26 protein-coding genes are annotated in these 23,432 nt (G+C 59.4%); 18 read left to right on the top strand and 8 right to left on the bottom strand.

The window, feature by feature from the left end:
• The first annotated feature begins 64 nt into the window (after window positions 1-64).
• The 3 genes from QRN60_RS01065 to guaA all read left to right on the top strand — a co-directional run bounded on the left by QRN60_RS01065 (window position 65) and on the right by guaA (window position 2,810).
• The gene (locus QRN60_RS01065) at window positions 65-514 is read left to right on the top strand and encodes a PaaI family thioesterase (RefSeq protein WP_087743243.1); all 450 of its coding nucleotides are present in this window, start codon (window positions 65-67) and stop codon (window positions 512-514) included.
• Entirely contained in the window at window positions 511-1,149 is a 639-nt protein-coding gene (locus QRN60_RS01060) for a 5'-methylthioadenosine/S-adenosylhomocysteine nucleosidase (protein ID WP_111794247.1), read from the top strand. Before QRN60_RS01065 ends, QRN60_RS01060 begins: the two co-directional genes overlap by 4 nt.
• Window positions 1,150-1,232: 83 nt before the next feature.
• Window positions 1,233-2,810, top strand: coding sequence for a glutamine-hydrolyzing GMP synthase (gene guaA, locus QRN60_RS01055; protein ID WP_003503879.1), 1,578 nt, complete (start codon window positions 1,233-1,235; stop codon window positions 2,808-2,810).
• Between the two features lie 74 nt (window positions 2,811-2,884).
• Here the strand turns inward: guaA and QRN60_RS01050 are convergent, their stop codons facing one another.
• Both QRN60_RS01050 and QRN60_RS01045 read right to left on the bottom strand, forming a co-directional pair.
• The gene (locus QRN60_RS01050) at window positions 2,885-3,373 is read right to left on the bottom strand and encodes a hypothetical protein (RefSeq protein WP_003503881.1); all 489 of its coding nucleotides are present in this window, start codon (window positions 3,371-3,373) and stop codon (window positions 2,885-2,887) included.
• Between the two features lie 143 nt (window positions 3,374-3,516).
• Complete coding sequence (locus tag QRN60_RS01045) at window positions 3,517-4,095, bottom strand: TetR/AcrR family transcriptional regulator (protein WP_107674917.1); 579 nt, start codon at window positions 4,093-4,095, stop codon at window positions 3,517-3,519.
• Between the two features lie 361 nt (window positions 4,096-4,456).
• Here QRN60_RS01045 and QRN60_RS01040 point away from each other — a divergent pair, with 361 nt between their 5' ends.
• Complete coding sequence (locus tag QRN60_RS01040; RefSeq protein WP_174069477.1) at window positions 4,457-5,158, top strand: methyltransferase family protein; 702 nt, start codon at window positions 4,457-4,459, stop codon at window positions 5,156-5,158.
• A gap of 91 nt (window positions 5,159-5,249) precedes the next feature.
• On the top strand, window positions 5,250-5,966 hold the full coding sequence (locus QRN60_RS01035) for a 2'-5' RNA ligase family protein (RefSeq protein ID WP_129564641.1): 717 nt from the start codon (window positions 5,250-5,252) through the stop codon (window positions 5,964-5,966).
• A 202-nt stretch (window positions 5,967-6,168) separates the two neighbouring features.
• On the opposite strand, the gene QRN60_RS01030 is transcribed toward QRN60_RS01035, so the two are convergent.
• The gene (locus tag QRN60_RS01030) at window positions 6,169-6,336 is read right to left on the bottom strand and encodes a hypothetical protein (RefSeq protein ID WP_003503889.1); all 168 of its coding nucleotides are present in this window, start codon (window positions 6,334-6,336) and stop codon (window positions 6,169-6,171) included.
• Between the two features lie 234 nt (window positions 6,337-6,570).
• On the opposite strand from QRN60_RS01030, the gene QRN60_RS01025 reads away from it, so the two are divergent.
• The 3 genes from QRN60_RS01025 to QRN60_RS01015 all read left to right on the top strand — a co-directional run bounded on the left by QRN60_RS01025 (window position 6,571) and on the right by QRN60_RS01015 (window position 8,735).
• Complete coding sequence (locus tag QRN60_RS01025; protein ID WP_129564642.1) at window positions 6,571-6,918, top strand: ArsC family reductase; 348 nt, start codon at window positions 6,571-6,573, stop codon at window positions 6,916-6,918.
• A gap of 12 nt (window positions 6,919-6,930) precedes the next feature.
• The gene (gene ybaK, locus QRN60_RS01020; protein WP_099085731.1) at window positions 6,931-7,407 is read left to right on the top strand and encodes a Cys-tRNA(Pro) deacylase; all 477 of its coding nucleotides are present in this window, start codon (window positions 6,931-6,933) and stop codon (window positions 7,405-7,407) included.
• A gap of 89 nt (window positions 7,408-7,496) precedes the next feature.
• A complete protein-coding gene (locus tag QRN60_RS01015) occupies window positions 7,497-8,735 on the top strand; it encodes an aminopeptidase (RefSeq protein WP_129564643.1) in 1,239 nt (412 codons plus the stop codon).
• Window positions 8,736-8,741: 6 nt separating this feature from the next.
• On the opposite strand, the gene pecM is transcribed toward QRN60_RS01015, so the two are convergent.
• Window positions 8,742-9,605, bottom strand: coding sequence for a 4-hydroxybenzaldehyde efflux transporter PecM (pecM, locus tag QRN60_RS01010; protein WP_060727083.1), 864 nt, complete (start codon window positions 9,603-9,605; stop codon window positions 8,742-8,744).
• Between the two features lie 81 nt (window positions 9,606-9,686).
• Between pecM and QRN60_RS01005 the strand changes: the two genes are divergently transcribed.
• From QRN60_RS01005 to QRN60_RS00995, 3 genes are all read left to right on the top strand, one after another.
• On the top strand, window positions 9,687-10,187 hold the full coding sequence (locus QRN60_RS01005; RefSeq protein ID WP_060727084.1) for a MarR family winged helix-turn-helix transcriptional regulator: 501 nt from the start codon (window positions 9,687-9,689) through the stop codon (window positions 10,185-10,187).
• A 108-nt stretch (window positions 10,188-10,295) separates the two neighbouring features.
• Complete coding sequence (locus tag QRN60_RS01000; protein ID WP_129564644.1) at window positions 10,296-11,003, top strand: FadR/GntR family transcriptional regulator; 708 nt, start codon at window positions 10,296-10,298, stop codon at window positions 11,001-11,003.
• A 55-nt stretch (window positions 11,004-11,058) separates the two neighbouring features.
• Window positions 11,059-12,261, top strand: coding sequence for a mandelate racemase/muconate lactonizing enzyme family protein (locus QRN60_RS00995; protein ID WP_060722801.1), 1,203 nt, complete (start codon window positions 11,059-11,061; stop codon window positions 12,259-12,261).
• Here the strand turns inward: QRN60_RS00995 and xseA are convergent, their stop codons facing one another.
• Window positions 12,262-13,860, bottom strand: coding sequence for an exodeoxyribonuclease VII large subunit (gene xseA / locus QRN60_RS00990; RefSeq protein WP_060722800.1), 1,599 nt, complete (start codon window positions 13,858-13,860; stop codon window positions 12,262-12,264).
• 188 nt (window positions 13,861-14,048) lie between these two features.
• On the opposite strand from xseA, the gene QRN60_RS00985 reads away from it, so the two are divergent.
• Together QRN60_RS00985 and QRN60_RS00980 are read left to right on the top strand one after the other, a co-directional pair.
• Window positions 14,049-14,291, top strand: coding sequence for a hypothetical protein (locus QRN60_RS00985; protein WP_003507480.1), 243 nt, complete (start codon window positions 14,049-14,051; stop codon window positions 14,289-14,291).
• Between the two features lie 12 nt (window positions 14,292-14,303).
• Complete coding sequence (locus QRN60_RS00980; protein ID WP_112978319.1) at window positions 14,304-14,675, top strand: GtrA domain-containing protein; 372 nt, start codon at window positions 14,304-14,306, stop codon at window positions 14,673-14,675.
• On the opposite strand, the gene QRN60_RS00975 is transcribed toward QRN60_RS00980, so the two are convergent.
• Complete coding sequence (locus QRN60_RS00975) at window positions 14,672-15,655, bottom strand: Gfo/Idh/MocA family protein (RefSeq protein ID WP_129564645.1); 984 nt, start codon at window positions 15,653-15,655, stop codon at window positions 14,672-14,674. The two genes, QRN60_RS00980 and QRN60_RS00975, sit on opposite strands and share 4 nt — an antisense overlap.
• Window positions 15,656-15,834: 179 nt before the next feature.
• Between QRN60_RS00975 and QRN60_RS00970 the strand changes: the two genes are divergently transcribed.
• The 4 genes from QRN60_RS00970 to QRN60_RS00955 all read left to right on the top strand — a co-directional run bounded on the left by QRN60_RS00970 (window position 15,835) and on the right by QRN60_RS00955 (window position 18,882).
• Window positions 15,835-16,395 carry a cysteine hydrolase family protein gene (locus tag QRN60_RS00970; protein WP_112978317.1) on the top strand — a complete coding sequence of 187 codons (561 nt, stop codon included), beginning with the start codon at window positions 15,835-15,837 and terminating at the stop codon, window positions 16,393-16,395.
• Window positions 16,395-17,378: a GlxA family transcriptional regulator gene (locus tag QRN60_RS00965; protein ID WP_060722796.1), complete on the top strand. Its 984-nt coding sequence runs from the start codon at window positions 16,395-16,397 to the stop codon at window positions 17,376-17,378. Before QRN60_RS00970 ends, QRN60_RS00965 begins: the two co-directional genes overlap by 1 nt.
• Before the next feature lie 108 nt (window positions 17,379-17,486).
• Complete coding sequence (locus QRN60_RS00960) at window positions 17,487-18,437, top strand: aldo/keto reductase (RefSeq protein WP_060722795.1); 951 nt, start codon at window positions 17,487-17,489, stop codon at window positions 18,435-18,437.
• Between the two features lies 1 nt (window position 18,438).
• Window positions 18,439-18,882, top strand: a complete 444-nt coding sequence (locus tag QRN60_RS00955; protein WP_111781379.1) for a GNAT family N-acetyltransferase — start codon at window positions 18,439-18,441, stop codon at window positions 18,880-18,882.
• Here the strand turns inward: QRN60_RS00955 and QRN60_RS00950 are convergent.
• Window positions 18,864-19,772, bottom strand: coding sequence for a LysR family transcriptional regulator (locus tag QRN60_RS00950; RefSeq protein WP_087743223.1), 909 nt, complete (start codon window positions 19,770-19,772; stop codon window positions 18,864-18,866). The genes QRN60_RS00955 and QRN60_RS00950 overlap by 19 nt on opposite strands.
• 172 nt (window positions 19,773-19,944) lie before the next feature.
• Between QRN60_RS00950 and QRN60_RS00945 the strand changes: the two genes are divergently transcribed.
• Window positions 19,945-20,946: an aldo/keto reductase gene (locus QRN60_RS00945; RefSeq protein WP_060727094.1), complete on the top strand. Its 1,002-nt coding sequence runs from the start codon at window positions 19,945-19,947 to the stop codon at window positions 20,944-20,946.
• Window positions 20,947-20,998: 52 nt separating this feature from the next.
• Here the strand turns inward: QRN60_RS00945 and pheT are convergent, their stop codons facing one another.
• Window positions 20,999-23,422: a phenylalanine--tRNA ligase subunit beta gene (gene pheT / locus QRN60_RS00940; protein ID WP_003507468.1), complete on the bottom strand. Its 2,424-nt coding sequence runs from the start codon at window positions 23,420-23,422 to the stop codon at window positions 20,999-21,001.
• Window positions 23,423-23,432 lie beyond the last annotated feature (10 nt).

The raw sequence follows: 23,432 nt of genomic DNA, 5'->3' as shown, positions 1-23,432 counted from the left end.
TTGCCTTGCCCGCCGCCACGCGCCATGTCAGTCTGCGACAGGGCAGAAGGCAGGCAGGTAAGCCATGGAGATCACGGATCCCGGCGATTTTCGTCAGCGGATAGAAAGCAGCTTTGCGCGCCAGGGCGTGGTGCAGGCGATCAACGCCGAGATCACCCGTATCGAACACCGGCTGGTGGAAATCGAACTGCCTTTTCATGAAAAGCTGACGCAGCAGCACGGCATATTACATGCGGGCGTCATCGCCGCCGGTCTGGATACGGCCTGTACCTATGCGGCCTATACGATCATCGAGCCTGAGGCCTCGCTGCTGACCATCGAGTTCAAGGTCAACCTCATGTCGCCCGGACGCGGCGAACGGTTCCTGTTTCGTGGCGAAATCATCAAGCCCGGAAACAACCTGATCGTCGCCGATGGCCGCGCTTATGCGCTTTCGGACGGGCCGGCAAAGCTGATCGCCTCCATGACCGGCACCATGATGGTGGTAAAGGGTCGCGAGGATATTACCGGATGAGCTACCGGCTTTTGCATGTTGCGGATAAATCCGTCCTTTTCGTCATGGCGGCTTCCGCCGAATACGGCCCCCATCTACAGGCCCGCATTGCGCCGCTGATGACCGGCGTCGGCCCGGTCGAGGCTGCGATTTCGGTAACGGCCGTTCTTGCCGGTCTCGATGCGGCAGACCATTTGCCCGACCTCGTCGTTTCTCTCGGCTCTGCCGGTTCACGCACTCTGAACCAAACGGGCGTCTATCAGGCGATTTCGGTTTCGTATCGCGATATGGACGCCTCCGCCTTCGGTTTCGAAAAGGGTCGCACGCCCTTTCTTGACCTGCCGGCCGATGTGCCATTGCCTTTCCTCATACCCGGCATTGCCGAGGCACGTCTTTCTACCGGCGCCAACGTGGTTTCCGGTGCGGCCTATGGGGCGATCAACGCCGACATGGTGGAAATGGAAACCTACGCCGTGCTCCGTGCCTGCCAGCGCTTCGGCGTACCGCTCGCCGGTCTGCGTGGTATTTCCGATGGCAAGGCGGATGTGAACCATGTGGATGACTGGATGGAATATCTGCACATCATCGACGAAAAGCTGGCGGAGGCCGTCGACGGGCTTTGCCGCGCCATTGAAGACGGTATGATCGCCCTGTGAAACCTTGCTATTTTCGCAAATTTCCGCTGTTTGACACCCGCTTCCGGGTTGCCTAAAGCCGCCATTTTCTTTAAAGGCTCGCCATGACCCAGATAGCCCATCCCGACAGCATTCTCATCATCGATTTCGGCAGCCAGGTGACGCAGCTGATTGCGCGCCGCATCCGCGAAGCCGGGGTCTATTGCGAAATCCATCCGTTTCAGAATGCCGCAGAGGCGTTTGAGAAGCTTCAGCCCAAGGGCGTGATCTTCTCCGGCGGCCCCGCATCCGTGACGGCGGAAGGAAGCCCGCGCGCGCCGCAGGCGGTGTTTGACAGCAAGGTTCCGATCCTCGGCATCTGCTACGGCCAGCAGACGCTCTGCACGCAGCTCGGCGGTGTCGTCGAGGGCGGCCATGCGGCGGAATTCGGCCGGGCCGATATCGACATCAAGAAGGCAAGCCCGCTTTTTGAAGGCTTCTGGGAACAGGGCAAGAGCTATCCCGTCTGGATGAGCCATGGCGACCGTGTAACGAAGCTGCCGGAAGGTTTCGAGGTCATCGCAACCTCCGAGAACGCGCCTTTCGCCATCGCCGCGGACGAGACCCGTCACTACTACTCCACCATGTTCCACCCGGAAGTGGTGCATACCCCTGACGGCGGCAAGCTGCTCTCCAACTTCGTGCACAAGATCGTCGGGCTTAAATCCGACTGGACGATGGCGGCTTATCGCGCCGAGATGATCCGCAAGATCCGCGAGCAGGTCGGCACCGGCCGCGTGCTCTGCGCACTCTCCGGCGGCGTCGATTCTTCGGTTGCGGCTATCCTCATCCATGAGGCGATCGGTGACCAGCTCACCTGCGTTTACGTCGACCATGGCCTGATGCGGCTTGGTGAAAGCGAGCAGGTGGTCGGCATGTTCCGCGACCACTACAACATTCCGCTTGTTCATGTTGACGCCGCCGATCTGTTCCTCGGCGAACTCTCGGGCGTTTCCGATCCGGAAGCGAAGCGCAAGACCATCGGCCGCCTGTTTATCGAAGTCTTCGAGGCCGAAGCGGCCAAGATCGCCGCCGACGGCAAGGGTGCTCCGAATTTCCTCGCACAGGGCACGCTTTACCCTGACGTCATCGAGAGCGTCTCCTTCTCCGGCGGCCCCTCTGTCACCATCAAGAGCCACCACAATGTCGGCGGCCTTCCCGAGCGCATGAACATGCAGCTCGTGGAGCCGCTGCGTGAACTTTTCAAGGACGAAGTACGTGCGCTTGGCCGTGAACTCGGCCTGCCGGACAGCTTCATCGGCCGCCACCCCTTCCCAGGTCCTGGTCTGGCGATCCGTTGCCCCGGCGCGATTACCCGCGAGAAGCTCGATATTCTGCGCAAGGCCGATGCGATCTATCTCGATGAAATCCGCAAGGCTGGTCTTTACGACACCATCTGGCAGGCTTTTGCCGTGCTGCTGCCGGTGCAGACCGTCGGCGTCATGGGCGATTACCGCACCTATGACTTCGTCTGCGCGCTGCGCGCCGTGACCTCGGTAGACGGCATGACGGCGGATTTCTATCCCTACGACATGAATTTCCTCGGCCGCGCGGCAACCCGCATCATCAACGAAGTGCGGGGCATCAATCGCGTTGTCTATGACGTGACGAGCAAACCGCCCGGCACGATCGAGTGGGAATAGGACTATAATCGACACAGTGGCGTTGCTACCGCAACGCCGCCATGTCGAAGGCAGTTTAAACGATGACGCCGCGACTAGTTCGCGGCGTTTCTGTTTTGTCGTGTGAGATAGATCATCTGGGCGGCCAGGCCGACCACGAGGATCGCCAGCAACCCTGCCTGAACACCGAGAAGCAGCGGTGATTTCAGGTCCGTAACCAGAGGGTGACCGTCCGGAACACGACGCAGGATTTCGCTGGCCGTCGGGACCATCAAAAGAAACGCAGTGATGCTGAGACAGATGGTTTCAATATATCTGGCCAGGCGCGTTGAACCAAGAACGCGTTCGATGCCGTAACCTGCAAGCAGGAAAAGGATGGTCAGGACGCCAACGCCATAGCTGATCGGCTGATGCGCGACGAGGAAGACCGTCGCAGCTCCAATCAGCATGGAGACAAGATAGAGGGTGCCCGGCGCTGATCGCGGAACGATTCGACCGTAGCGGGCAAACATGTAAATGGCGGCGGGAATGGCCGGCAGGCTTCCAAGTGTATGGATCCAGCCAAGCGGAGAAATTCCGAACATGAGAGATTGCCTTTCTTGTCCAAAAGGACGGGGTGGTCCAGGAAGCAGACTGTCATCGACAAATCTGCCAGCTTAATGCTGTCTGTTGTTTCGGTGGCATGCCGCCCGGGCCACGCCTTCACGTTCCCCGCGAGGCTCCGATTTTAAGCGGTCATGCGCTCCAGCAGGGGGCGGGTTATTGCACCAAAAGTCGTCGCATCACCGTGAGCACGGGCGGAAAGCATCGCGCCGTGCACGGTGGCCATGAAGATTTCAGCATTGGCTCTGGCAGTTCCGCTCAGCGCGATGCGCCCTTGGGCAACGCCGCGTTCCAGAACGGTGGTGAGCCAGTCCGAGAGACTTCGAAAATGCGCGCGCACTTCAAGAGCGACTGCTTCAGGCAGAACCGGAATTTCACTGGCGAGCAAAGCGCAGACGCAGAAGGGATGAGTGGCCTCGGCGATACAGCCCTCCCAATAGCCGATATAGGCGCGAAGCTGTTCGAGCGGGTCGGAAACGTTTCGTTCCAGTTCGGCGATACCGGCTTCCGCCTCCTGCCTGTATTGCGCAACCAGTTTTTGGACCAGATCGGTCTTGCTGGGAAAATGGTGGTGAATGCTCGCATTGCGAATACCGACCACAGCGGAAATATCGGCATAGCTGAAACTGTTGTAGCCGCCCTTTATGATCAGGAAGCGTGCGCAACGAAGAATTTCATCCGCTTTGGTTTGTGGATTTTTCATAGTAATTACCTACCAACTAGTAGGTAGAATGTCAACCCGAAGCCGTTTGCCTTATGGCTGCTGACGGAATCCCGCCGGAAACCAGATGTGCGCGGGGCCGATATTACGGGACGTACCGACTGCCGAAAGCGACTAAAAAATGAACCACCAAACAGGGATCGCCCATTCCGGTCCGCAAGCAGCTGTCGCGCGGTCGGCTAGACCCGAGACCGCTTATGCGTTTGACTTTCTGCGCGTTTTTGCCAGTATTCGACCGTCTTTCGCAGAGTACCGCCGGTCCCGCACCGCTTTAAGGGGTTAATCAGTCCACCAGGACAGGCTGCCGTTCGTCCTATCGAGGACAAAAGAAGGAAGCCCATCGATGACATCCGATGCCGATCCGATGCCTATGTCACGCGCCGCCGCGATCCTGTACGCCATCAGTTTGCCGCTCGGCCTGGTGGCCTTAGTCTTTCTGCCTGCGGGCAGGATCAACTGGTGCCCGGGCTGGATTTTCGTCGTGGTCGTCGTCGTTTCTTTTGGCCTTTCCGCGCTGGTATTGGCGCGTGTGAACCCGGTCATTTTCCGCGCGCGCAGCCGGTTCCAGCCGGGTACCAAGAAATGGGACCTGATTCTGGTCTCCGTGATCCTTTTGGCTTTTTTTGCTGAAATCCCGGTTGCGGCATTCGATGCCGGCCGGATGGAGTGGTCTGCCGTGCCGTTGTGGGTCGTGCTGCTCGGCTACATCCTGCTTGTCGGCGGTATTGCGGTTACGGCCTGGGCCCAGGCCGTCAATCCGTTCTTCGAGCCCGGGGTCCGAATCCAAAGCGAGCGCGGGCAGCGGGTGGTCACGTCGGGCCCATACCGTATCGTGCGCCACCCCGGTTACACGGCCGCAATCGGCATGTTCACTGGCATACCGCTCGCATTGAGTTCCTGGATAGCCCTGCTCCCCGCGGCTTTGGCCATCGTGCTGCTAATCATCCGTACCGGCTTGGAAGACCGCCTGCTGCAGGCCGAATTGCCCGGTTATTCTGAATATGCCCGTCAAAGGCGCTATCGGCTGTTTCCCGGTATCTGGTAAACGTCACAAAGCTTTTGTTCTCTTTTTGTTCTTTCAATTTTAACCGGTGATGGTAATATCGCGGCCCTGGCAAAGGCCATGGAGCATCGTCATGAGTTTCGAGTTGGCAGAGGAAGGAAGCTCAAAGCAGCTTTGCTTCGAAGGGTGGGAGTCGGAGAAAATACGGCGTTTCAATCCGCGATTAAGCAGCAAGCTCCTGATCATGGTGAAACCGCCGGCAGCCTTGGCGGAACGAATTTTTGCCGATGCGTCGTGCCATGCTGCGGGGCGGACGAAGCGTGAGGCCTATCCGCCGGAGCTTCTGCATATAACCCTGCTCTGTGTCGGATGTTTTGAGACCGTGCCTCACGGGCTGGTACATCGGCTGAAGGCGACGCTCGGGGAAATCAAGGCGCGGCCCGTTCCGATCACATTCTATGGATCGTCGCTCTTCGGCAATCGCAACAGTCTGGTGCTACGCAGTGGCAGCGAGATGCAGGAGCTTAAGGCTCTGGCGAAGATAGTGCAGCGCTCCCTTAGGCGAGCAAACCTGCCCTATGTCGCCGCATCGTCTTTTACACCGCATCTCACCATGATCTACGGCTGCGGGAAAATCGAGCTGATGCAGGTTGAGAAACCCTATAGCTGGCTGGCGGGGAACTTCGAACTTGTATTCAGTCACAATGGCGAAACGCGGCATGAATTGCTCGAGCGCTTCGCACTTTCGCCGAAAGCAGACCGTTATGAGCGGCCTGAAAGCCAGTTACATTTGCCGGGGAAAGTGATCGGACCTTCGAAACGGCCGATGCAAAGGGTGGCGATGCGGTAAGATGCACCCGAAGTGGCATAGCACTTCCCACGCCGATAGTCGTTTCCGCATCCGCTGTTGAAAGCTATACGGAACCTTGTTTTGCGAAGCCGGGGCGCTTTTCGCGCCATCCGCGTATCCACCGCGCCCGTCGAAAACCGATCCGGTTGTCGATCCTGAGCGCAAGCGAGGCGGTATCGCCTCGCAACGGATAATGGCCAGCTTAGAGCTGTACCTTGTCGAAAGCCTTACCGTCGATACCGAGAGCTTCGAGATCGGCACGGGCGGGCTTGCGATGTGCGCGAACAGCGGCCGAAACCGAGAGCGCTGCACCGAGAACGGCGAAAGTTTCACCGAAGAAGTTACGCGATGTCTTTGCAACCTGACGCATTTTTCTCTCCATCTTTGATGCCCAGATAATGGGCATTTCGGCCCCGTTCTACAACTCATGATGTAGCAGGGAAGCCATGCAGCTTTGCTCGCGCTCGTTCGGATATCAGCCATTGCGATTTTGCATGACTTAGCATCACGACGGGGCAAATGCGCAGGGGCACTTCAGCGGGCGGGTTGAATAAGGCGGATATTTTGTTATGCCGGAGAGCTTGAAGGCAAAGAGGCTGGCAGCATGACGATCATCATTTACGGCATCAAGAACTGCGACACGATGAAGAAGGCCAGAAGCTGGCTGGAGACCCATGGCGTCGACCATTCTTTCCGTGACTACAAGGCGTCGGGCATCGACCGCGCCCATCTGGAAACATGGTGTGATGCCGCGGGCTGGGAAACGGTTCTCAACCGCGCCGGTACAACCTTCAAAAAACTCGACGACGGCCAGAAGACCGATCTGAACCGTGAGAAGGCTATCGCGCTGATGCTGGAGCAGCCCTCCATGATCAAGCGTCCGGTGCTGGAGGCGAAGGGCAAGATAACTGTCGGTTTCAAGCCTGAAACCTACCAGACCCTTTTTGCGTGACTGCAACCTGTCATGTCCAAAACAACACGCGCCACCCAGATGCTGGCCAAGGCAGGCGTTGCCTTCACCACTGTCACCTATGATTACGATCCGAATGCAGACCGCATCGGTCTGCAGGCGGCCGAGGCGATCGGTGAGCCACCGCATCTGGTGTTGAAAACGCTGATGGCAGAGCTGGATGGCAAGCCGGTCTGCGTCGTCGTCCCTTCGGATCGTGAAGTCAGCATGAAGAAGCTGGCCGCCGCCTTCGGAGGTAAATCCGCCAGCATGATGAAGCCCGCCGATGCCGAGCGCGCCACCGGTTACCATGTCGGCGGCATCAGCCCTTTCGGGCAGAAAAAACAGGTGCCGACGGCCATCGAGGCCGGGGCGATGACGCATGATTATGTCTACATGAATGGCGGGCAGCGTGGCCTGCAAGTGAGGCTTTCGCCCCGCGATGCCCAAATGGCGCTGAAGGCCATCGCCGCACCGCTGGTCGCCGATTGAAGTGCCGGAGGGCATGCCTGAAAGCATTTGGCTTTCGGGAGGAATGGGCTATGGTCGGCGCCTCCGATTGAAATAGACGAAGGCAGATCATGACCGTTTCTCCCATCGATCCCGTCAAACTCGAAAAACTGGCCGAAGTCGCCATCAAGGTCGGCCTGCAATTGCAGAAGGACCAGGATCTGGTGATTACAGCGCCGCTGGCAGCCCTGCCGCTGGTGCGATTTTTGACCAAACACGCCTATCTGGCAGGTGGCGGACTGGTCACCACCTTTTATTCCGATGAAGAAACCACGCTTGCGCGCTATCGCCACGCCAGTGACGCCAATTTCGACCTGGCTTCCGGCTGGCTTTATGAGGGCATGGCAAAGGCTTATGCCAATGGCGCAGCGCGGCTGGCGATTGCCGGCGACAACCCCATGCTGCTGGCCGAACAGGACCCTGCCAAGGTGGCGCGCGCCAACAAGGCCAACTCAACGGCTTACAAGCCGGCGCTGGAGAAGATTTCCAATTTCGACATCAACTGGAACATCATCTCCTATCCCAACCCGTCTTGGGCAAAGCAGGTCTTTCCTGATGTGACGGAAGACGAAGCGGTCCGCAGGCTTGCCGACGCCATCTTCGCCGCCTCGCGGGTGGATCTGGCCGATCCGGTCGCGGCGTGGGCGCAGCATAACGCCAATCTCGCCAAGCGCTCGGCATGGCTGAACGGCGAACGTTTCGCTTCGCTGCATTTCACCGGCCCCGGCACGGATGTGAAGATAGGCCTCGCGGACCGCCACGAATGGCATGGCGGCGCCTCCACCGCCAAGAATGGTGTGACCTGCAACCCGAATATCCCGACTGAAGAAGTGTTCACCACACCACATGCGCTGCGCGTGGATGGTTACGTCTCCAGCACCAAGCCGCTGTCGCATCAGGGAACGCTGATCGACGATATCCAGGTGAAGTTCGAAGCCGGCCGCATCGTCGAAGCCAAGGCTTCCAAGGGCGAAGCTGTATTGAACAAGGTGCTCGACACCGATGAGGGCGCGCGGCGTCTGGGAGAAGTGGCGCTGGTGCCGCATTCCTCACCGATTTCGGCAAGCGGCATCCTGTTCTACAACACGCTGTTCGATGAAAATGCCTCGTGCCACATCGCGCTCGGCCAGTGCTATTCAAAATGCTTCCTTGACGGCGCCTCGCTGTCGCAGGAGCAGATCACGGCGCAGGGCGGCAATTCCAGCCTGATCCACATCGACTGGATGATCGGCTCCGACAAGGTGGACATTGATGGCGTGAAGCCGGATGGCTCCACGGTTCCGGTGATGCGCAAGGGCGAATGGGCCTGACGGGACCTATCTCGGCAACTGGCTGCGCTGACTGAGCCAGATGCTGAAAAGCACCGCGACGAAACCTGCGATCTGTGCTGGCGTGAGGCTTTGGCCAAGCGCCAGCCAGCCGAGCAGGGTTGCAACGACCGGGCTTAGAAAACCGAGCGATGCGGCGGCGGGAGGTTCGATACGGGTCAGCCCGCGGAACCACAGAAAATAGGTCAAGGCGGCGCCGATAAGACCCAGATAGGCCATGCCGAGAATATTGGCCGCTGTCGGTGTCGGCAGGGCCGGTTCCAGGAAATAGGCAACCGGCAGCAGCAGGATACCGCCCGCCGTCAGTTGCCAGGCGGTAAATGTGAGGTTCGACACCGGCGGCCGCCATTTGCGGGTCAGCACCGTTCCGAAAGCCATGGATACGGCACCGGCAAGACCTGCTGCCACCCCGATACCATCCAGCGCAGCACCCGGCGCCAGAACCAGAAGAGCGACACCGACAATACCCAGAAAACCGGCCGCGATGGCCAGCGGCCGAACCGGCGCTGCGAGAAACAGCCGGGAGAGGCCAATCACGATCAGGGGCTGGACCGCGCCCACCGTTGCCGCCACGCCACCCGGCAGCCGATAGGCTGAAACGAAAAGCATCGCCCAGAAGAACGAGAAATTCAGCGCCCCCAGAATGAAGCTGCGCGGCCACCAGATGCCCTGCGGCAGCTTTCTCACGAAAAGCAGCAGGAGCACGCCGGCCGGCAATGCGCGCAGCATGGCGACATGCAGGGGATATCCCTGCGGTAAAAATTCCGTCGTGACGAAATAGGTGGTTCCCCAGATGGCCGGGGCAAGGGCGGTCACCAGCACATCGCCGGCATAGGTCGTATTTTTCTTCATCTCAAGAATCTCTATATCAAGATAAATGCAATCTAGCTGATTTTATCTTGACGTCAAGATACCAGTTGTTATGCCTTGGGAATGAGCAAAGAACCGTTTGACCGCGTCGATCACATTCTGGCGCAATGGCACAGGGAGCGGCCCGATCTCGACGTCGGTCCCATGGGGCTCCTCGGGCGCTTGAACCGTCTCACCACCCATCTCGGTCGAGAGGTGGAGGCGGTGCTGCTGAGGCATGGGCTTTCCTCCTCCGCTTTCGATGTTCTGGCGACATTGCGGCGCTCCGGTTCGCCCTACCAGCTCTCCCCCGGCGATCTGCTTGCCATGGCGATGGTAAGCTCCGGCACCATGACCAACCGCATCGACCAGCTTGAAAAAGCGGGGCTGGTGGAGCGCATACACAACCCGAATGACCGGCGCAGCGTCCTGATATCGTTGACGGAGCGGGGGTTTGCCATTGTCGAGGAAGCGGCCGGCGCTCACGTCGAAAACCAGCACCGTCTGGTTGCCGGCCTCAGCGAAGAAGAGCGTGCGACGCTGAACCAACTGCTGAAACGGTTTTTGCGAGATTTCGAAGAATAGGTTTTCCGGGCCTGGCAAACACGCAATGGCCGCGTGATGGCGCTTGTTTCGCCCCAGAAAATCCTGTAAGCAATTTTCCATAAACCTGTACTACAGGTTGGAGGAAAAATGTATAACGCCATTTCCCACGAAACCGGCCTCGTCAGCAGCACGATCGGCGCGATCACCCGCCACATCAGGGAAAACGAACTTGCCCCCGGCGCGAAACTCCCCAGCGAGCTTTCGCTCTCACAGCAGCTCGGCGTCTCCCGTACCGTCGTTCGCGAGGCCTTCAGGTCTCTGTCAGCGATGCGGCTGATCGATGTCAGCGCCGGCAAGCGCGCCACGGTGGCGACACTGGATCATGGTGCGATGTCATTGATGTTTGAACATGGCATTCACACCGAACAGATCAATATCCAGCAGATCTACGATGTGCGCCGTACGATCGAAGTTAGAACCGTAACTTTGGCAGCGCTGCGGCGAACGGATGCGGAAGCGCTCACCATTCTCGACCATGCCAACAATATGGAGCGGGATTTCGGCGACAACGACAAGGTCATGGAACACGATCTTGCCTTCCACCTCGCCGTTGCCAAAGCCTCCAAGAATCCGGTTTTCGAACTCATTCTCGGCGCCTTTCAGAATGTGACGCGCCAGACGTGGCCGATCGGCTGGAAAAGCCGCACATCCGACGTGCAGCGCCATGCCGCAGGTGAACTTCACATCGCCATCGGACAGGCCATTGCCGCAGGAGACCCGCAAACGGCCTCAACGCTGATGGCGCGGCATTTCGATGAAAGCGTGCACGCGCTTCTGGCGGCCGGCATCGCCTGATTTTTTTCAACACAGTTCCAGACGGAACACGACTTGCCTCTGGAGGAGACACTTCATGAAAATTACGAAACTTGAGACCGTCCGCGTGGCGGAACGGGCAAACTTGCTCTGGGTTCTGGTCCATACGGATGAAGGCATTACCGGGCTTGGCGAAACCTTTTATGGCGCCGAGACGGTGGAAACCTATGTGCACGAATATATCGCACCCCGCGTGATCGGCCGCGATCCGCTGCAGATCGATCTTCTGGCGCAGGACCTCGTCGGTTATCTCGGTTTCCGCTCGTCGGGAGCGGAGGTACGCGGCAATTCCGCTTTCGATATCGCGCTCTGGGATATTTTCGGCAAGGCCACCAACCAGCCGATCGCCCAGCTTCTCGGTGGTTTCAGTCGCAAGGAAATCCGCACCTACAATACTTGCGCGGGCACCGAATATATCAAGAAGGCGACCGGCCAGCAGACCGCCAATTACGGCCTCTCCGGCGGCAAGGATTATGACGATCTGAACGGCTTCCTGCACCGGGCCGACGAGCTGGCCCACTCGTTGCTCGAAGACGGCATCACGGCCATGAAAATCTGGCCCTTCGATGCGGCGGCGGAAAAGACACGTGGCCAATATATTTCGATGCCGGACCTGAAAAGCGCGCTCGAGCCTTTCGAAAAAATCCGCAAGGCGGTGGGCGACAAGATGGATATCATGGTGGAGTTTCACTCCATGTGGCAGCTTCTGCCCGCGATGCAGATCGCCAAGGCGCTCACCCCCTACCAGACCTTCTGGCATGAAGACCCGATCAAGATGGACAGCCTTTCAAGCCTGACCCGTTATGCCGCCGTTTCGCCAGCACCTATTTCCGCATCCGAGACGCTCGGTTCCCGCTGGGCCTTCCGCGATCTCCTGGAAACAGGTGCTGCCGGCGTGGTGATGCTTGACATCAGCTGGTGCGGCGGGCTTTCCGAAGCGCGCAAGATCGCTTCGATGGCGGAAGCCTGGCATCTGCCGGTCGCGCCGCATGATTGCACCGGCCCGGTGGTGCTCTGCGCCTCAACGCATCTGTCGCTTAATGCGCCGAATGCGCTGGTGCAGGAAAGCGTGCGAGCCTTCTACAAGACCTGGTATCGCGATCTCGTCACCGCATTGCCGGAAGTGAAAAACGGCATGATCACCGTGCCGCCAGGTCCCGGCCTCGGCATGGAGCTGCATCCCGATATCGAAAAGACCTTCACCGTCAGCCGCCGCTTTTCGGATGCGGCGTCGATCTGATCAGAACAGGTTGCCCTGATCCGTTGGGCCAGAAGAAGCCGGTTTTGCCGGCTTCTTTTTTGGCGCGGTTGACGTATCCGGGGGCGGCGTCCCCTCTCCCGTTGTGATGGCAGAAACGCGGCCATCGGCAAATTCCATCGATACCGCAGCACCAGACGCGATGGTGGCAGCGCGGGTCAGCGGCCGGTTCTCCTCATCGCGGATGACGGCATAACCGCGCTTCAGCACGTTCTTATACGACAGCGATTGCAGAATGCGGTCATGGGAGGCAAGGCCCGCGCGGTTCTGCGTCATGCGGTGCAGCACGGCTGTATCGGCGCGGCGTGCAGCAGTGACAATGCGTTCCTTCTGCCGCTCCAGCTGGCCGAGTAGCCGGGCGGGAAGCGAACGCAGCGAAGAATCAAAGGCATCGACACGGCCTTTTCCCTGCAGCAGGCGGCGCTCAACCAGGGTCTCGGCCCGATGCATGCGCTCGGTAATCCGCTGCCTGTGCTGTTTGAGACCGTTCAGCAGGGTTTCCGGCCTGAGACCCGAGGCTGAACGTTCGAAGGCGCGGCGTTTGTTCAGCGTGGTCAATTCCAGTCCCCGCCCGAGACCGCTCGCGGCCTCATCAAACCGGCGGCGCGGCAAAGCGAGAAGCTGATCGAGCGAGGGCAGCGCCCGCACCAGCGCCCGCACGCCCTGACGGCGATTGTCCATCTGCCGCGATACCGAGCCGGAAAGGCGCGCGGCAAGGCCGGAAAGCTGCGCTTCCAACTCGGCCCGCACCGGCACAGCCATTTCGGCGGCCCCCGTCGGCGTCGGCGCGCGAACATCGGCGGCATAATCGATCAAGGTCGTATCGGTCTCATGCCCCACGGCGGAAATCAGCGGGATTTTGCTCTCGGCAGCGGCACGCACGACGATTTCGTCGTTGAAACTCCAGAGGTCTTCCAGACTGCCGCCGCCACGGGCGACGATCAGTACATCCGGCCGTGCAATTTCACTACCGGGTTGAAGCGCATTGAAGCCGCGAATGGCGTTCGCCACTTCCTCGCCCGAACCTTCGCCCTGCACCTTGACCGGCCAGACGACGACATGCACGGGAAAGCGATCCGAGATGCGGTGAAGAATATCGCGAATAACCGCACCCGTCGGCGAGGTGACGACGCCGATGACGCGCGGCATGAACGGCAGGCGACGCTTGCGTTCCGCATCAAACAACCCTTCCGCCGCCAGACGTCGACGGCGATCTTCGAGCAACGCCATCAGCGCGCCGGCACCTGCCGGTTCGAGGCTTTCTATGACGATCTGGTATTTCGAGGAGCCGGGAAAGGTGGTGACCTTGCCGGTGGCAATGACTTCCATGCCCTCTTCCGGACGGAACTTCAGCCGCGAGAAAGTGCCTTTCCAGATCACCGCATCGATGCGAGCGCGATCATCCTTCAGCGAGAAATAGGCATGACCCGAAGAATGCGGACCGCGATAGCCGGAAATCTCGCCGCGCACCCGCACCTGCTCGAAAGCCGTCTCCACCGTGCGCTTGATGGAACCCGACAGTTCGGACACCGAGAACTCGGCAAGATTGCTCAATGCTGCGTGGGAGAAGATATCGCTCATGCCCGTTTGTAACCAAAACCCGTCGATTCGGAAATGCCGGCACCGGCCCGGCCCATTTTAACGGCGATGAAACCATATCCTCAACTAACGAGTTAGGAAAATGGGGATTGGAGGAGAAAACAAGGGTTCGTTAGGGAAGACAGCGTTACGTCTGTCCCAGGCCCGGCAACCAAAGAGGAGGCGGCATCATGATTTTTCTTACCGCCACAGTGCTCGGCGTAACCGCAGTTGCGTTGCGTTCGGTTTTCAGCATCGTTTTCATCTGCATGATGATTATCGGTGCCTATGGCGTGGCGATTGCACTTTCTTCCACGGCCGTGCCCCTGATGTCGCTGCTTCTGGCGCTTGCCGGTTACAATTTCGGTGTCGTGGGTGTCGTTATCAGCCTTCTGGTGCTGCAGCGCCCACGTTCCACCCAGCCAACCCTCTAAAAGTCCACGGCCTTGAGGCTTCCGCACTTTGCGCTGACCGAGATTTGCGGACTGGCCACTGACCTCACCGTTACCTGTCTGCTTATTTTCTATCTCGGCGTCGATCCGCTCGCCGCCCGTTTGCCGGGCGCGGCAGCGGGGCTTGCAACAAGCTGGCGGCTGAACCGTTCGAATGGTGAGGCATCAGCCGCACTGAACAGCTTTCTGACAAATGCCGTCACGCTTACCTCGCGTATCGTCAGCGTCGGGCTGTTTGCCCTGCTGCAATGGCGCAACCCGCTGGTGCAGCCGCTCGTCCCGCTTGCCTTTTCAGCACTCGCAGCACTGTTGCTGGCGCTTTACGGCTATTGGCGGCTTCAAAGGCAACGGCAAAAGTCGGATTAAACCGTTTCCCACCCGTCCTTTTCCGCCGCCCGGTAAATGGCGTCGATGAAAAGCTGGTTCTTCCGCGAGCTTTCCAGCGTGACCACTTCGCCCTCACCCTTCGCAGCACGGGCAAAGGCCTCCGCCTCCAGCTTATATTGGCGGCTATCCTGAAACCGGAAGATTTGCGACTGGTTATGGGCCTGATTGGTCAGCTCGATCTCTTCCGCACCCCAGCGATTGGCGTTGAAGGGAGATTTGACCTCGATATAACCGTCAGTGCCATGGAAAACCATCAGCTGGCGGGCGGCAAGCTGTGTGGCCAGATAAAAACTCAGTTCGAAACCGCCGAAATCGGCCCTGACGCTGGAATAGATATCGGTGCCAAATTCCTTGTCGCGCTCGACGGTGGCCTGCACGCGCCTCGGCTCCACACCGGTGACGAAGCGGGTCACGATGGTGGGGTAGACGCCGATATCGGGCAAGGCCCCGCCACCCAGTTCGGGAATATTGCGCATATTGCCGGGATCGCGGTTGAAATAGCTGAAAGCGCCCTGCACATGCTTCAGTGTTCCGATCGCGCCCGAGGCCAGCAACTCCTTCACCTTGGCCCAGACCGGCGCATAGGTGACCATGAAGGCCTCCGAGATGACAACGCGGTTGCGGTCGCGCGCGGCGATGAGGGTGTCGATCTCCTCTGCCTTCAGTGCAATCGGCTTTTCGCACAGAACGTGTTTGCCGGCATCGGCGGCCTTGATGGTCCACTCCACATGCTGCGATGTCGGAAGCGGAATGTAAACCGCGTCGATGACATCGGAAGCCAGCATTTCCTCATAGGAACCGAAGGCGTGGGGCACGGGAAAACGATCCGCCACCGCGCGCGCCCTGGTGAGATCCCGGCTGGCTATGGCGCTGACCACGCAGTTCTGTGCATCCTGTATCGCCGGAATGACGTGATCCTGAGCGATTTTCGCCGTTGAGATTATTCCGAAGCGCAGCATTCCGTTCTCCTGCTCTGCCATTCAACGGAAACTTACCATCGTCACACGTCATGGCAAGCCGCAGGTGCGCGATAGATCAAAGATGGCTGAATTTGTCCTGTCTTTGTCGGGATATCTGCTTTTCTCCGTGCTTTATAGAGGTAATTATGCTATGCATGAACCCAATGGAGATACATGAAATGTCCTCTTCCCATACAGCACTGCTGGTCATCGACGTTCAGGAATCCTTTCGGCATGCCCCCTATTTCGAGGAAAGCGGTTTGGCTGCCTATCTGGAGAAACAGCAGGCGCTGATCGATGGCGCCAAAGCCGCGGGCATTCCAGTCGTTCAAATCTTCCATGTCGATGGCGACAAGGCCTTCTCAAAGGACAGTGGCTATATCCGGGCGCTGGATGGCGTGCGGATCACGCCTGATGTCACCTTTCACAAGAACCGCCATTCGGCTTTTGCCGGCACCGGCCTCGAAATCTGGCTGACACAGAAGGGCATCAACCGGCTGATCGTCTCTGGTATCCGCACCGAGCAATGCTGCGAAACCACCACGCGGCACGCTTCCGATCTTGGTTACAGCGTCGATTACGTCACCGAAGCGACGCTGACTTTCCCGATGACACATGCTTCCGGCACCACCTTCAGCCCGGACGATATCCGCAAACGGACCGAACTGGTGCTGGCTGGCCGCTTCGCGCGCATCGTAAGCGTCAATGACGCATTGGCCACCGTCAAAGAGGCCGCCTGATGGATAGAGGCGGCACGCGCATCATTCCCTTTTATACGCTTGTGCCGCCACATGCGCTGTTGCTGGACATTGCCGGTCCGCTCGAAGTGATCCGTTATGCCAACGCGGAACAGCGGGACATCCACTTCGACTGCCGATACATTGCTGCGAGTGGCGAACAACAATCTTCCATCGGCCTTGGACTTTCCGGGCTGGAGAGCTTGCCCGCGACCTTGCCGGAAAATGCTTTCCTGCTGATCTCGGGCAGCACGTCACGCTTCGACAATGATCCGCAGACACAGCGAGAGCGGCAGGCGCTGGCGGCATGGCTGCGCCGCGCGGTGCGTGCCGATACGACAGTCATTTCCATCTGTTCCGGCGCGCTGCTGGCGGGGGAAGCGGGACTTTTCGACGGGCGAAACTGCACGACTCATGCCGATTGCGTTGAAGGGCTGCGCCGCATCGCGCCGCTGTCGCAGGTGGCCGAAAACCGCCTTTTCGTTGAGGATGGCAACCGCTTCTCAAGTGCCGGTATTTCCACCGGCATCGACCTGATGCTGCATGTGGTTTCCCGGCTGACATCCCCGGCCGTTGCGGCCCGCATTGCCAAAACCATGGTGGTCTATCTCAGGCGCAGCGGCAGCGATCCACAAATCTCCCCCTGGATGACCGGCCGCAACCACATCCACCCCGCCATTCACCGGGTTCAGGACCGTGTGATGGCCGAGCCGGCGCAGGACTGGTCGCTGGAGCGGCTGGCCGATATTGCCGCGCTCAGCGAAAGGCATCTGTCGCGCCTGTTTCGCGAGCATACCGGCATCAGCGTCATCGACTATGTCAACCTGATGCGGGTCAATCTCGCCCGCGACATTCTCGCAAACAGCCGCCTGGATATGGAAGCCATCGCGGAAAGGGCGGGTTTTGCCTCCGCCCGGCATTTGCGGCGTGTCTGGCAACAGCACAATCGCCATCCGCCCAGCCATTATCGCGGTTTTCAGGCCTGATTTTCGCAGACCCTGCCGCTGCCTGATGAATGCCATCAAAGGAATTGAATGGTTATGCCGGCAGGCAGTTGCTACCTTGCCATAAAGATAGCAACAGGAGCATTTCCCGTGGAAAAACGAAGTCTCGGCCGCACCGGCCTCTCCATCGCCCCGATCGTCTTCGGCGGCAACGTGTTTGGCTGGACAGCGGATGAGAAGACTTCCTTTGCCCTGCTCGACGCCTTTTTCGATGCCGGGTTCAATGCCATCGACACGGCGGATGTCTATTCCGCCTGGGTGGATGGCCATGTGGGCGGAGAGTCCGAGGCCATCATCGGCAAATGGCTGAAGCAGTCCAGTGTCAGGCGTGAGGATGCGGTGATCGTCACCAAGGTCGGTTTTGACAATCGCGGCCAGAAGACCGGTCTCAGCGCCAGGTGGATCGCGGAAGCCGTCGAGGCTTCCCTGAAGCGGCTGCAGACCGACTATATCGACCTCTACCTCGCCCACAAGCCGGATGCGGATGTGCCGCTGGAGGAAACGCTCGCCGCCTTCGCAAAGCTGAAGGAACAGGGGAAAATCCGCGCCATCGGCTGCTCAAATTATTCCGCAAGCCAGCTTCAGGACGCGCTGGACACGGCCGCAAAGAACAATCTGCCACGCTACGACGTGCTGCAGCCGGAGTATAATCTCTACAACCGCACGGACTTTGAAGGCCCGCTTGCCGATCTCTGCGTCAGGCAAGAGATCGGGGTGATCAACTATTACAGCCTTGCGGCCGGTTTCCTCACCGGCAAATATCGCGCCAAGGCCGACACCGAAGGCGTTGCCCGCAGCTACCGGGTAGGCGACTACGTCAACACACGCGGCCTTGCCATTCTTGGGGCCATGGATGCGGTTGCCGTGGAAACCGGTGCCAAGCTCGCCGATATCGCACTGGCCTGGCTGCTGCGGAAGAGTGCCGTGACGGCTCCAATTGCCAGCGCCACCAGCCTGTCGCAGCTCGAGAGCTTCAAACGCGCCGTCGATCTGAAGCTGACAGACGAGATGATGGCTCTTCTCGATAAAGCGGGTGCGTGACATGGATCTTACAATTCGTGACGCACAGCCGAGTGACCGGGCGGAATGGCTGCGCCTGTGGAACGACTATCTCGCTTTCTACGATGTCCACCTTGCCGACGACGTGACCGAGCATACCTGGGCGCGTATTCTCGACCCAGCCTCGCGTGTTTCCATGCGTGTGGCTTTGCTCGGTGACAAGATGGCCGGTTTCGCCATCCATCACTTCCATGATTCCACCTGGGTCAAAACACCCGATTGCTATCTGGAAGACCTGTTCGTCGACGGCGCGATCCGCGGCAAGGGAACAGGTCGGGCGCTGATGGACGATCTCATCGCCATCTGCGCCGAAAAAGGCTGGTCACGGCTTTACTGGAACACGGACGAGCACAATCACCGGGCCCAGAATCTCTATAACAGCTACGTGAAAAGCGATGGCCATATCCGCTATCGCATCAAGTTCTGATCACCCCTGAAGCGGAAGAAATCTACGAAAGCCCTCAGCGCCGGGCGCATCTGCCGGCGCGAGGGATAATAGATATAAAAACCGTCAAAGGGCGCGCACCAATCCTCCAGCACGCGGATTAACCTGCCCTCTTTGATATCGTCCTCTACGCGCTGTTCGAAAACGAATGCAAGGCCTGCCCCATCTATTGCCGCCCGGCGAATGAGGCTCTGGTCCGACAGGATCAGCGGTCCCTGTACATCCACCACCAGCGGCTTGCCATTCTTCTCCAGTTCCCAGCGATAGATAAGGCCGCTCGCGAAACGCCGGCGGATGCAGCGGTGACGGATGAGATCCCTCGGATCGGATGGCGGCGGGTTTTCTGCGAAATAGGAGGGCGCGCCAACAATCGCGCCGCGCCATGCACCACTCGCTTTCACCGCAATCATATCCGCATCGAGGTGCTCTCCGAGCCGCAGACCGGCATCGAAGCCTTTCGCGACGATATCTTCGAAGCGATCATCCGTTGAGATTTCGAGTGATATGTCGGGATAGAGCCGCAAGAACTCACCCAGCCGGGGCACGATAAGGTCCTCGGCCGCAAGCCGAGGCAGGGTGATACGCAGAGGACCCGCCGGCCTTCCGCCGTGCTCGGCAAGTGTCTGGATGACCGTATCGATATCGGCAAGAGCCGGTCCCAACGTTTCGAGCAGCAGTTTACCCTCCTCCGTCGGAGAAACGCTGCGGGTGGTGCGGTGAAGCAGCCGCAGGCCAAGGCTTTCCTCCAGCGACGAGACCGCATGGCTGACGGCAGAAGGCGCGATGGCCAATTCGGCGGCGGCCTTGCGAAAGCTGCGGCCTTCGGCAACGGCGGCAAGAACGGCCAGTTGGGAGAGTTGCACACGGTTCATTGTTCTAAATGATAGAACAACCCAAGCGGATTTGCAGCGATTATTTTTATCGCCGACGGACGGTATGTTTTACCCGTACCCATTCCCAAGGGTATATTAAACGTCTTGGACACATTCTCCGTCGGAAACTGCGGGATAGCTTTCAAGGCGCGCTCTGACAAAGGACAGGCAAATGAAACACAGAATTCTCGGAAAAGACCTCTCCGTTTCTGCACTCGGCCTTGGCTGCATGGGCATGAGCCATGCTTATGGACCTTCAAATGATGAAAGCAGTTCTATCGCAACGTTGCATCGCGCCGTCGAGCTTGGCGTCACGTTGTTCGATACGGCAGAAGTTTATGGGCCGTTCAAAAACGAAATCCTCCTTGGCAAGGCCTTGAAGCCCTATCGCGATCAGGTGGTCATCGCCACCAAATTTGGCTTCCGCATCGACGGCAGCAAACCTTCGGCGGAGATGATCCAGGGTGTGGACGGTTCGCCGGCAAATGTTCGTGCCGTCGCCGAAGCTTCACTGAAAAGGCTGGGTGTCGATGTCATCGACCTCTATTACCAACACCGCGTCGATCCGGACGTGGCAATTGAAGAGACGGTCGGCGCAATGGCCGATCTGGTGCGCGAAGGCAAGGTGAAGGCGCTCGGCCTTTCCGAGGCGAGTGCGGCGACCCTTCGCAAGGCGCATGCCGTTCACCCGATTGCGGCCATTCAGAGCGAATATTCGCTTTGGACCCGCGATCCCGAAGAAAATGGCGTGCTGGACACCTGCCGCGAACTGGGCATCGGTTTCGTACCCTTCAGCCCGCTCGGGCGCGGCGCTTTGACGGGCGCGCTGAAGTCGCTCGACGGGCTTGCCTCCGACGATTTCCGCCGCAGCCTGCCGCGCTTCCAAAGCGAAAACTTCGATGCCAATCTGGCCCTCATCCAGCTGCTGGAAGATATGGCGGCCGCGAAAGGCGTTACCGCAGGGCAACTGGCGCTCGCCTGGGTCATGGCGCAGGGCGATTTCATCGTGCCTATCCCCGGCACCACGAAAATTGCCAATCTGGAGAAAAACGTGGCGGCAGCGGATGTTGCGCTGACGGCCGACGAAGTTGCCAGCCTCGGCGCATTGCTCTCTCCGACAAAGGTTGCGGGGGAACGTTATCCGGAACGAATGACGCGATTGGCCAATCGCTAAAAACAAAAAGCCGCGGCAACCGCCGCGGCTTTTATCATTTCGTCAGCTGCTTTCAGGCGCGCAGAACGCCGCCCGTCGACTTCTCGACATTGCCGACGATCTTGGCCGTCAGCGCTTCGAAATCCTCATCGGTCAGCGTCTTGTCGACCGGCTGGATCTGGACTTCGATGGCCACCGACTTGCGGTTTTCGCCGAGCGATGCGCCTTCGAAAATATCGAAGACATTAACGCCGGTGATCAGCTTGCGATCGGCGCTCGTTGCGGCCTTGATGATGGCTCCTGCCTCTACCGACTTGTCGACCACGAAGGCGAAGTCACGCTTGACCGCCTGGAAGGGCGAAAGCTCAAGTGCTGGCTTGGTGCGGGTCGCCTTCTTCTTCGGCTCCTGCATGGCGTCGAGATAGATCTCGAAACCGCAATAGGCGCCGGAAACATCCAGCTCGGACAGCGTCTTCGGGTGGAATTCGCCGAAATAGCCGAGCACGACCTTCGGACCCATCTTGATGGTGCCTGAGCGGCCGGGATGATACCAGCCGGGGCCGCCGGCCTCAATCTGGACATTGGCCATGGGCAGGCCGCAGGCTTCGAGCACCGCCAGCGCATCGGCCTTGGCGTCGTAGACATCCACGGGCTTGCCGCCGCCCTTCACAGCATTGGACCACATGCGGCCGCTGCCTGCGAGCGAGGCCGTGCCACGGCGAACACCGCCAGCCACGCGTCGCTGGGTTTCCGGCGTATCACCCTCATAGGTGCCGGAGACCTCGAAGATCGCGACGTCACCATAGCCCTTGTCGGCATTGCGCTGTGCTGCGGTCAGAAGGCCCGGCAGCAGCGAAGGACGCATGTCCGACATATCGGCCGCGATGGGGTTGGCCAGTTTCAGAGCCGGGGAACCGCCGCCGAAAAGCTTCGCCTGCGCTTCCGGAATGAAGGACCAGGTGACGGCTTCGAGCATGCCGCGGCTCGCCAGCGCTCGGCGCGCGGTGCGGGTGCGGATCTGCAGCGTGGTCAGGATACGGCCGTTGACAGCGCCGAAGCTTTCAAGCGGTTCCGGCTTGATATTGTCGACGCCATGGATGCGCATGACTTCTTCAACCAGATCGGCCTTGCCGTCGACATCAGGGCGCCAGGAGGGGACGGTCACGGAGACTCGCTCGCCCGTTCCCTCGACACCGAAACCAAGACCCTTGAGAATGGCGAGGCTCTCCTGCGAGGAGACTTCCAGACCCGTCAGGCGCTTGACTTCCGCCAGCGGGAAATCGACGACCTTGGGCTGATGGCCCTTATAACCAACGACGCGGGCTTCGCCGGCAACGCCGCCGCACAGTGCCAGAACCAGTTCGGTGGTGCGCTCCAGACCCGGAACCATATATTCCGGATCGACACCACGCTCGAAACGATAACGCGCATCGGTGATGATGCCGAGCGAACGGCCGGTCTTGGCAATGTTGATCGGATCCCAGAGAGCAGACTCGATGAGCACGTCGACGGTGTTTTCGTCGCAGCCGGAATGCTCCCCGCCCATGATGCCGCCGATCGACTCGAGGCCCTTTTCGTCGGCAATGACGACATTGTTCGGGCCGAGCTTGTATTCACGCTGGTCGAGCGCGAGGATCGTCTCACCCTCTTTCGCACGGCGAACCGTGAGATCGCCCTTGACCTTGGCGGCGTCGAAGACGTGCATCGGCCGGCCCTGATCGAAGGTCATGTAGTTGGTGATATCAACGAGAGCATTGATAGGACGCAGGCCGATCGCCATCAGGCGCTGCTGCATCCATTTCGGGCTGGGGCCATTCTTCACGCCGCGCACGATGCGCAGCGAAAAGCCGGGGCAAAGCGCCGCATCATCCAGTTCCAGCTTCACATCGACGGGGGTTGCGCCTTCAACCTTGAAGGACGGCGCAGGCTTCGTCTTCAGCTTACCCAGACCGGAGGCGGCGAGATCGCGGGCGATGCCGTAGATCGAAGTGCAGTCCGGACGGTTGGGCGTGAGGTTGATCTCGATGATCGGATCATCGAGGCCAGCATAGGATGCGAAGGAAGTGCCGACAGGCGCATCTTCAGGCAGATCGATGATGCCGTCGTGATCGTCGGAAATGTTGAGCTCCTTTTCGGAGCACATCATGCCGTGGCTTTCGACGCCGCGAATCTTGCCGACGGCCAACGTCACATCGATGCCCGGAACATACATGCCGGGACGAGCGAGCGCACCAACGAGGCCGGCGCGTGCATTCGGCGCGCCGCAGACGATCTGCACCGGCTTGCCGTCACCAGCATCCACCATCAGCACCTTGAGGCGGTCGGCCTCGGGATGTTTTTCAGCGGAAACGACCTTGGCGATGACGAAAGGCTTGTAGGCCGCCTTGTCATCGACGTCCTCGACCTCGAGGCCAATCGCCGTCAGCCGCTCGCAAATCTCGTCCAGCGTCGCATCCGTTTCGAGATGCTCTTTCAGCCAGGAAAGAGTGAATTTCATGTCTTTGCTC

Origin of the sequence: Agrobacterium sp. CFBP2214 (genome assembly GCF_030209895.1) — a bacterium.
GTDB classification, from domain to species: Bacteria; Pseudomonadota; Alphaproteobacteria; order Rhizobiales; family Rhizobiaceae; genus Agrobacterium; species Agrobacterium radiobacter.
This window is presented reverse-complemented; position numbering and strand designations above follow the sequence as displayed.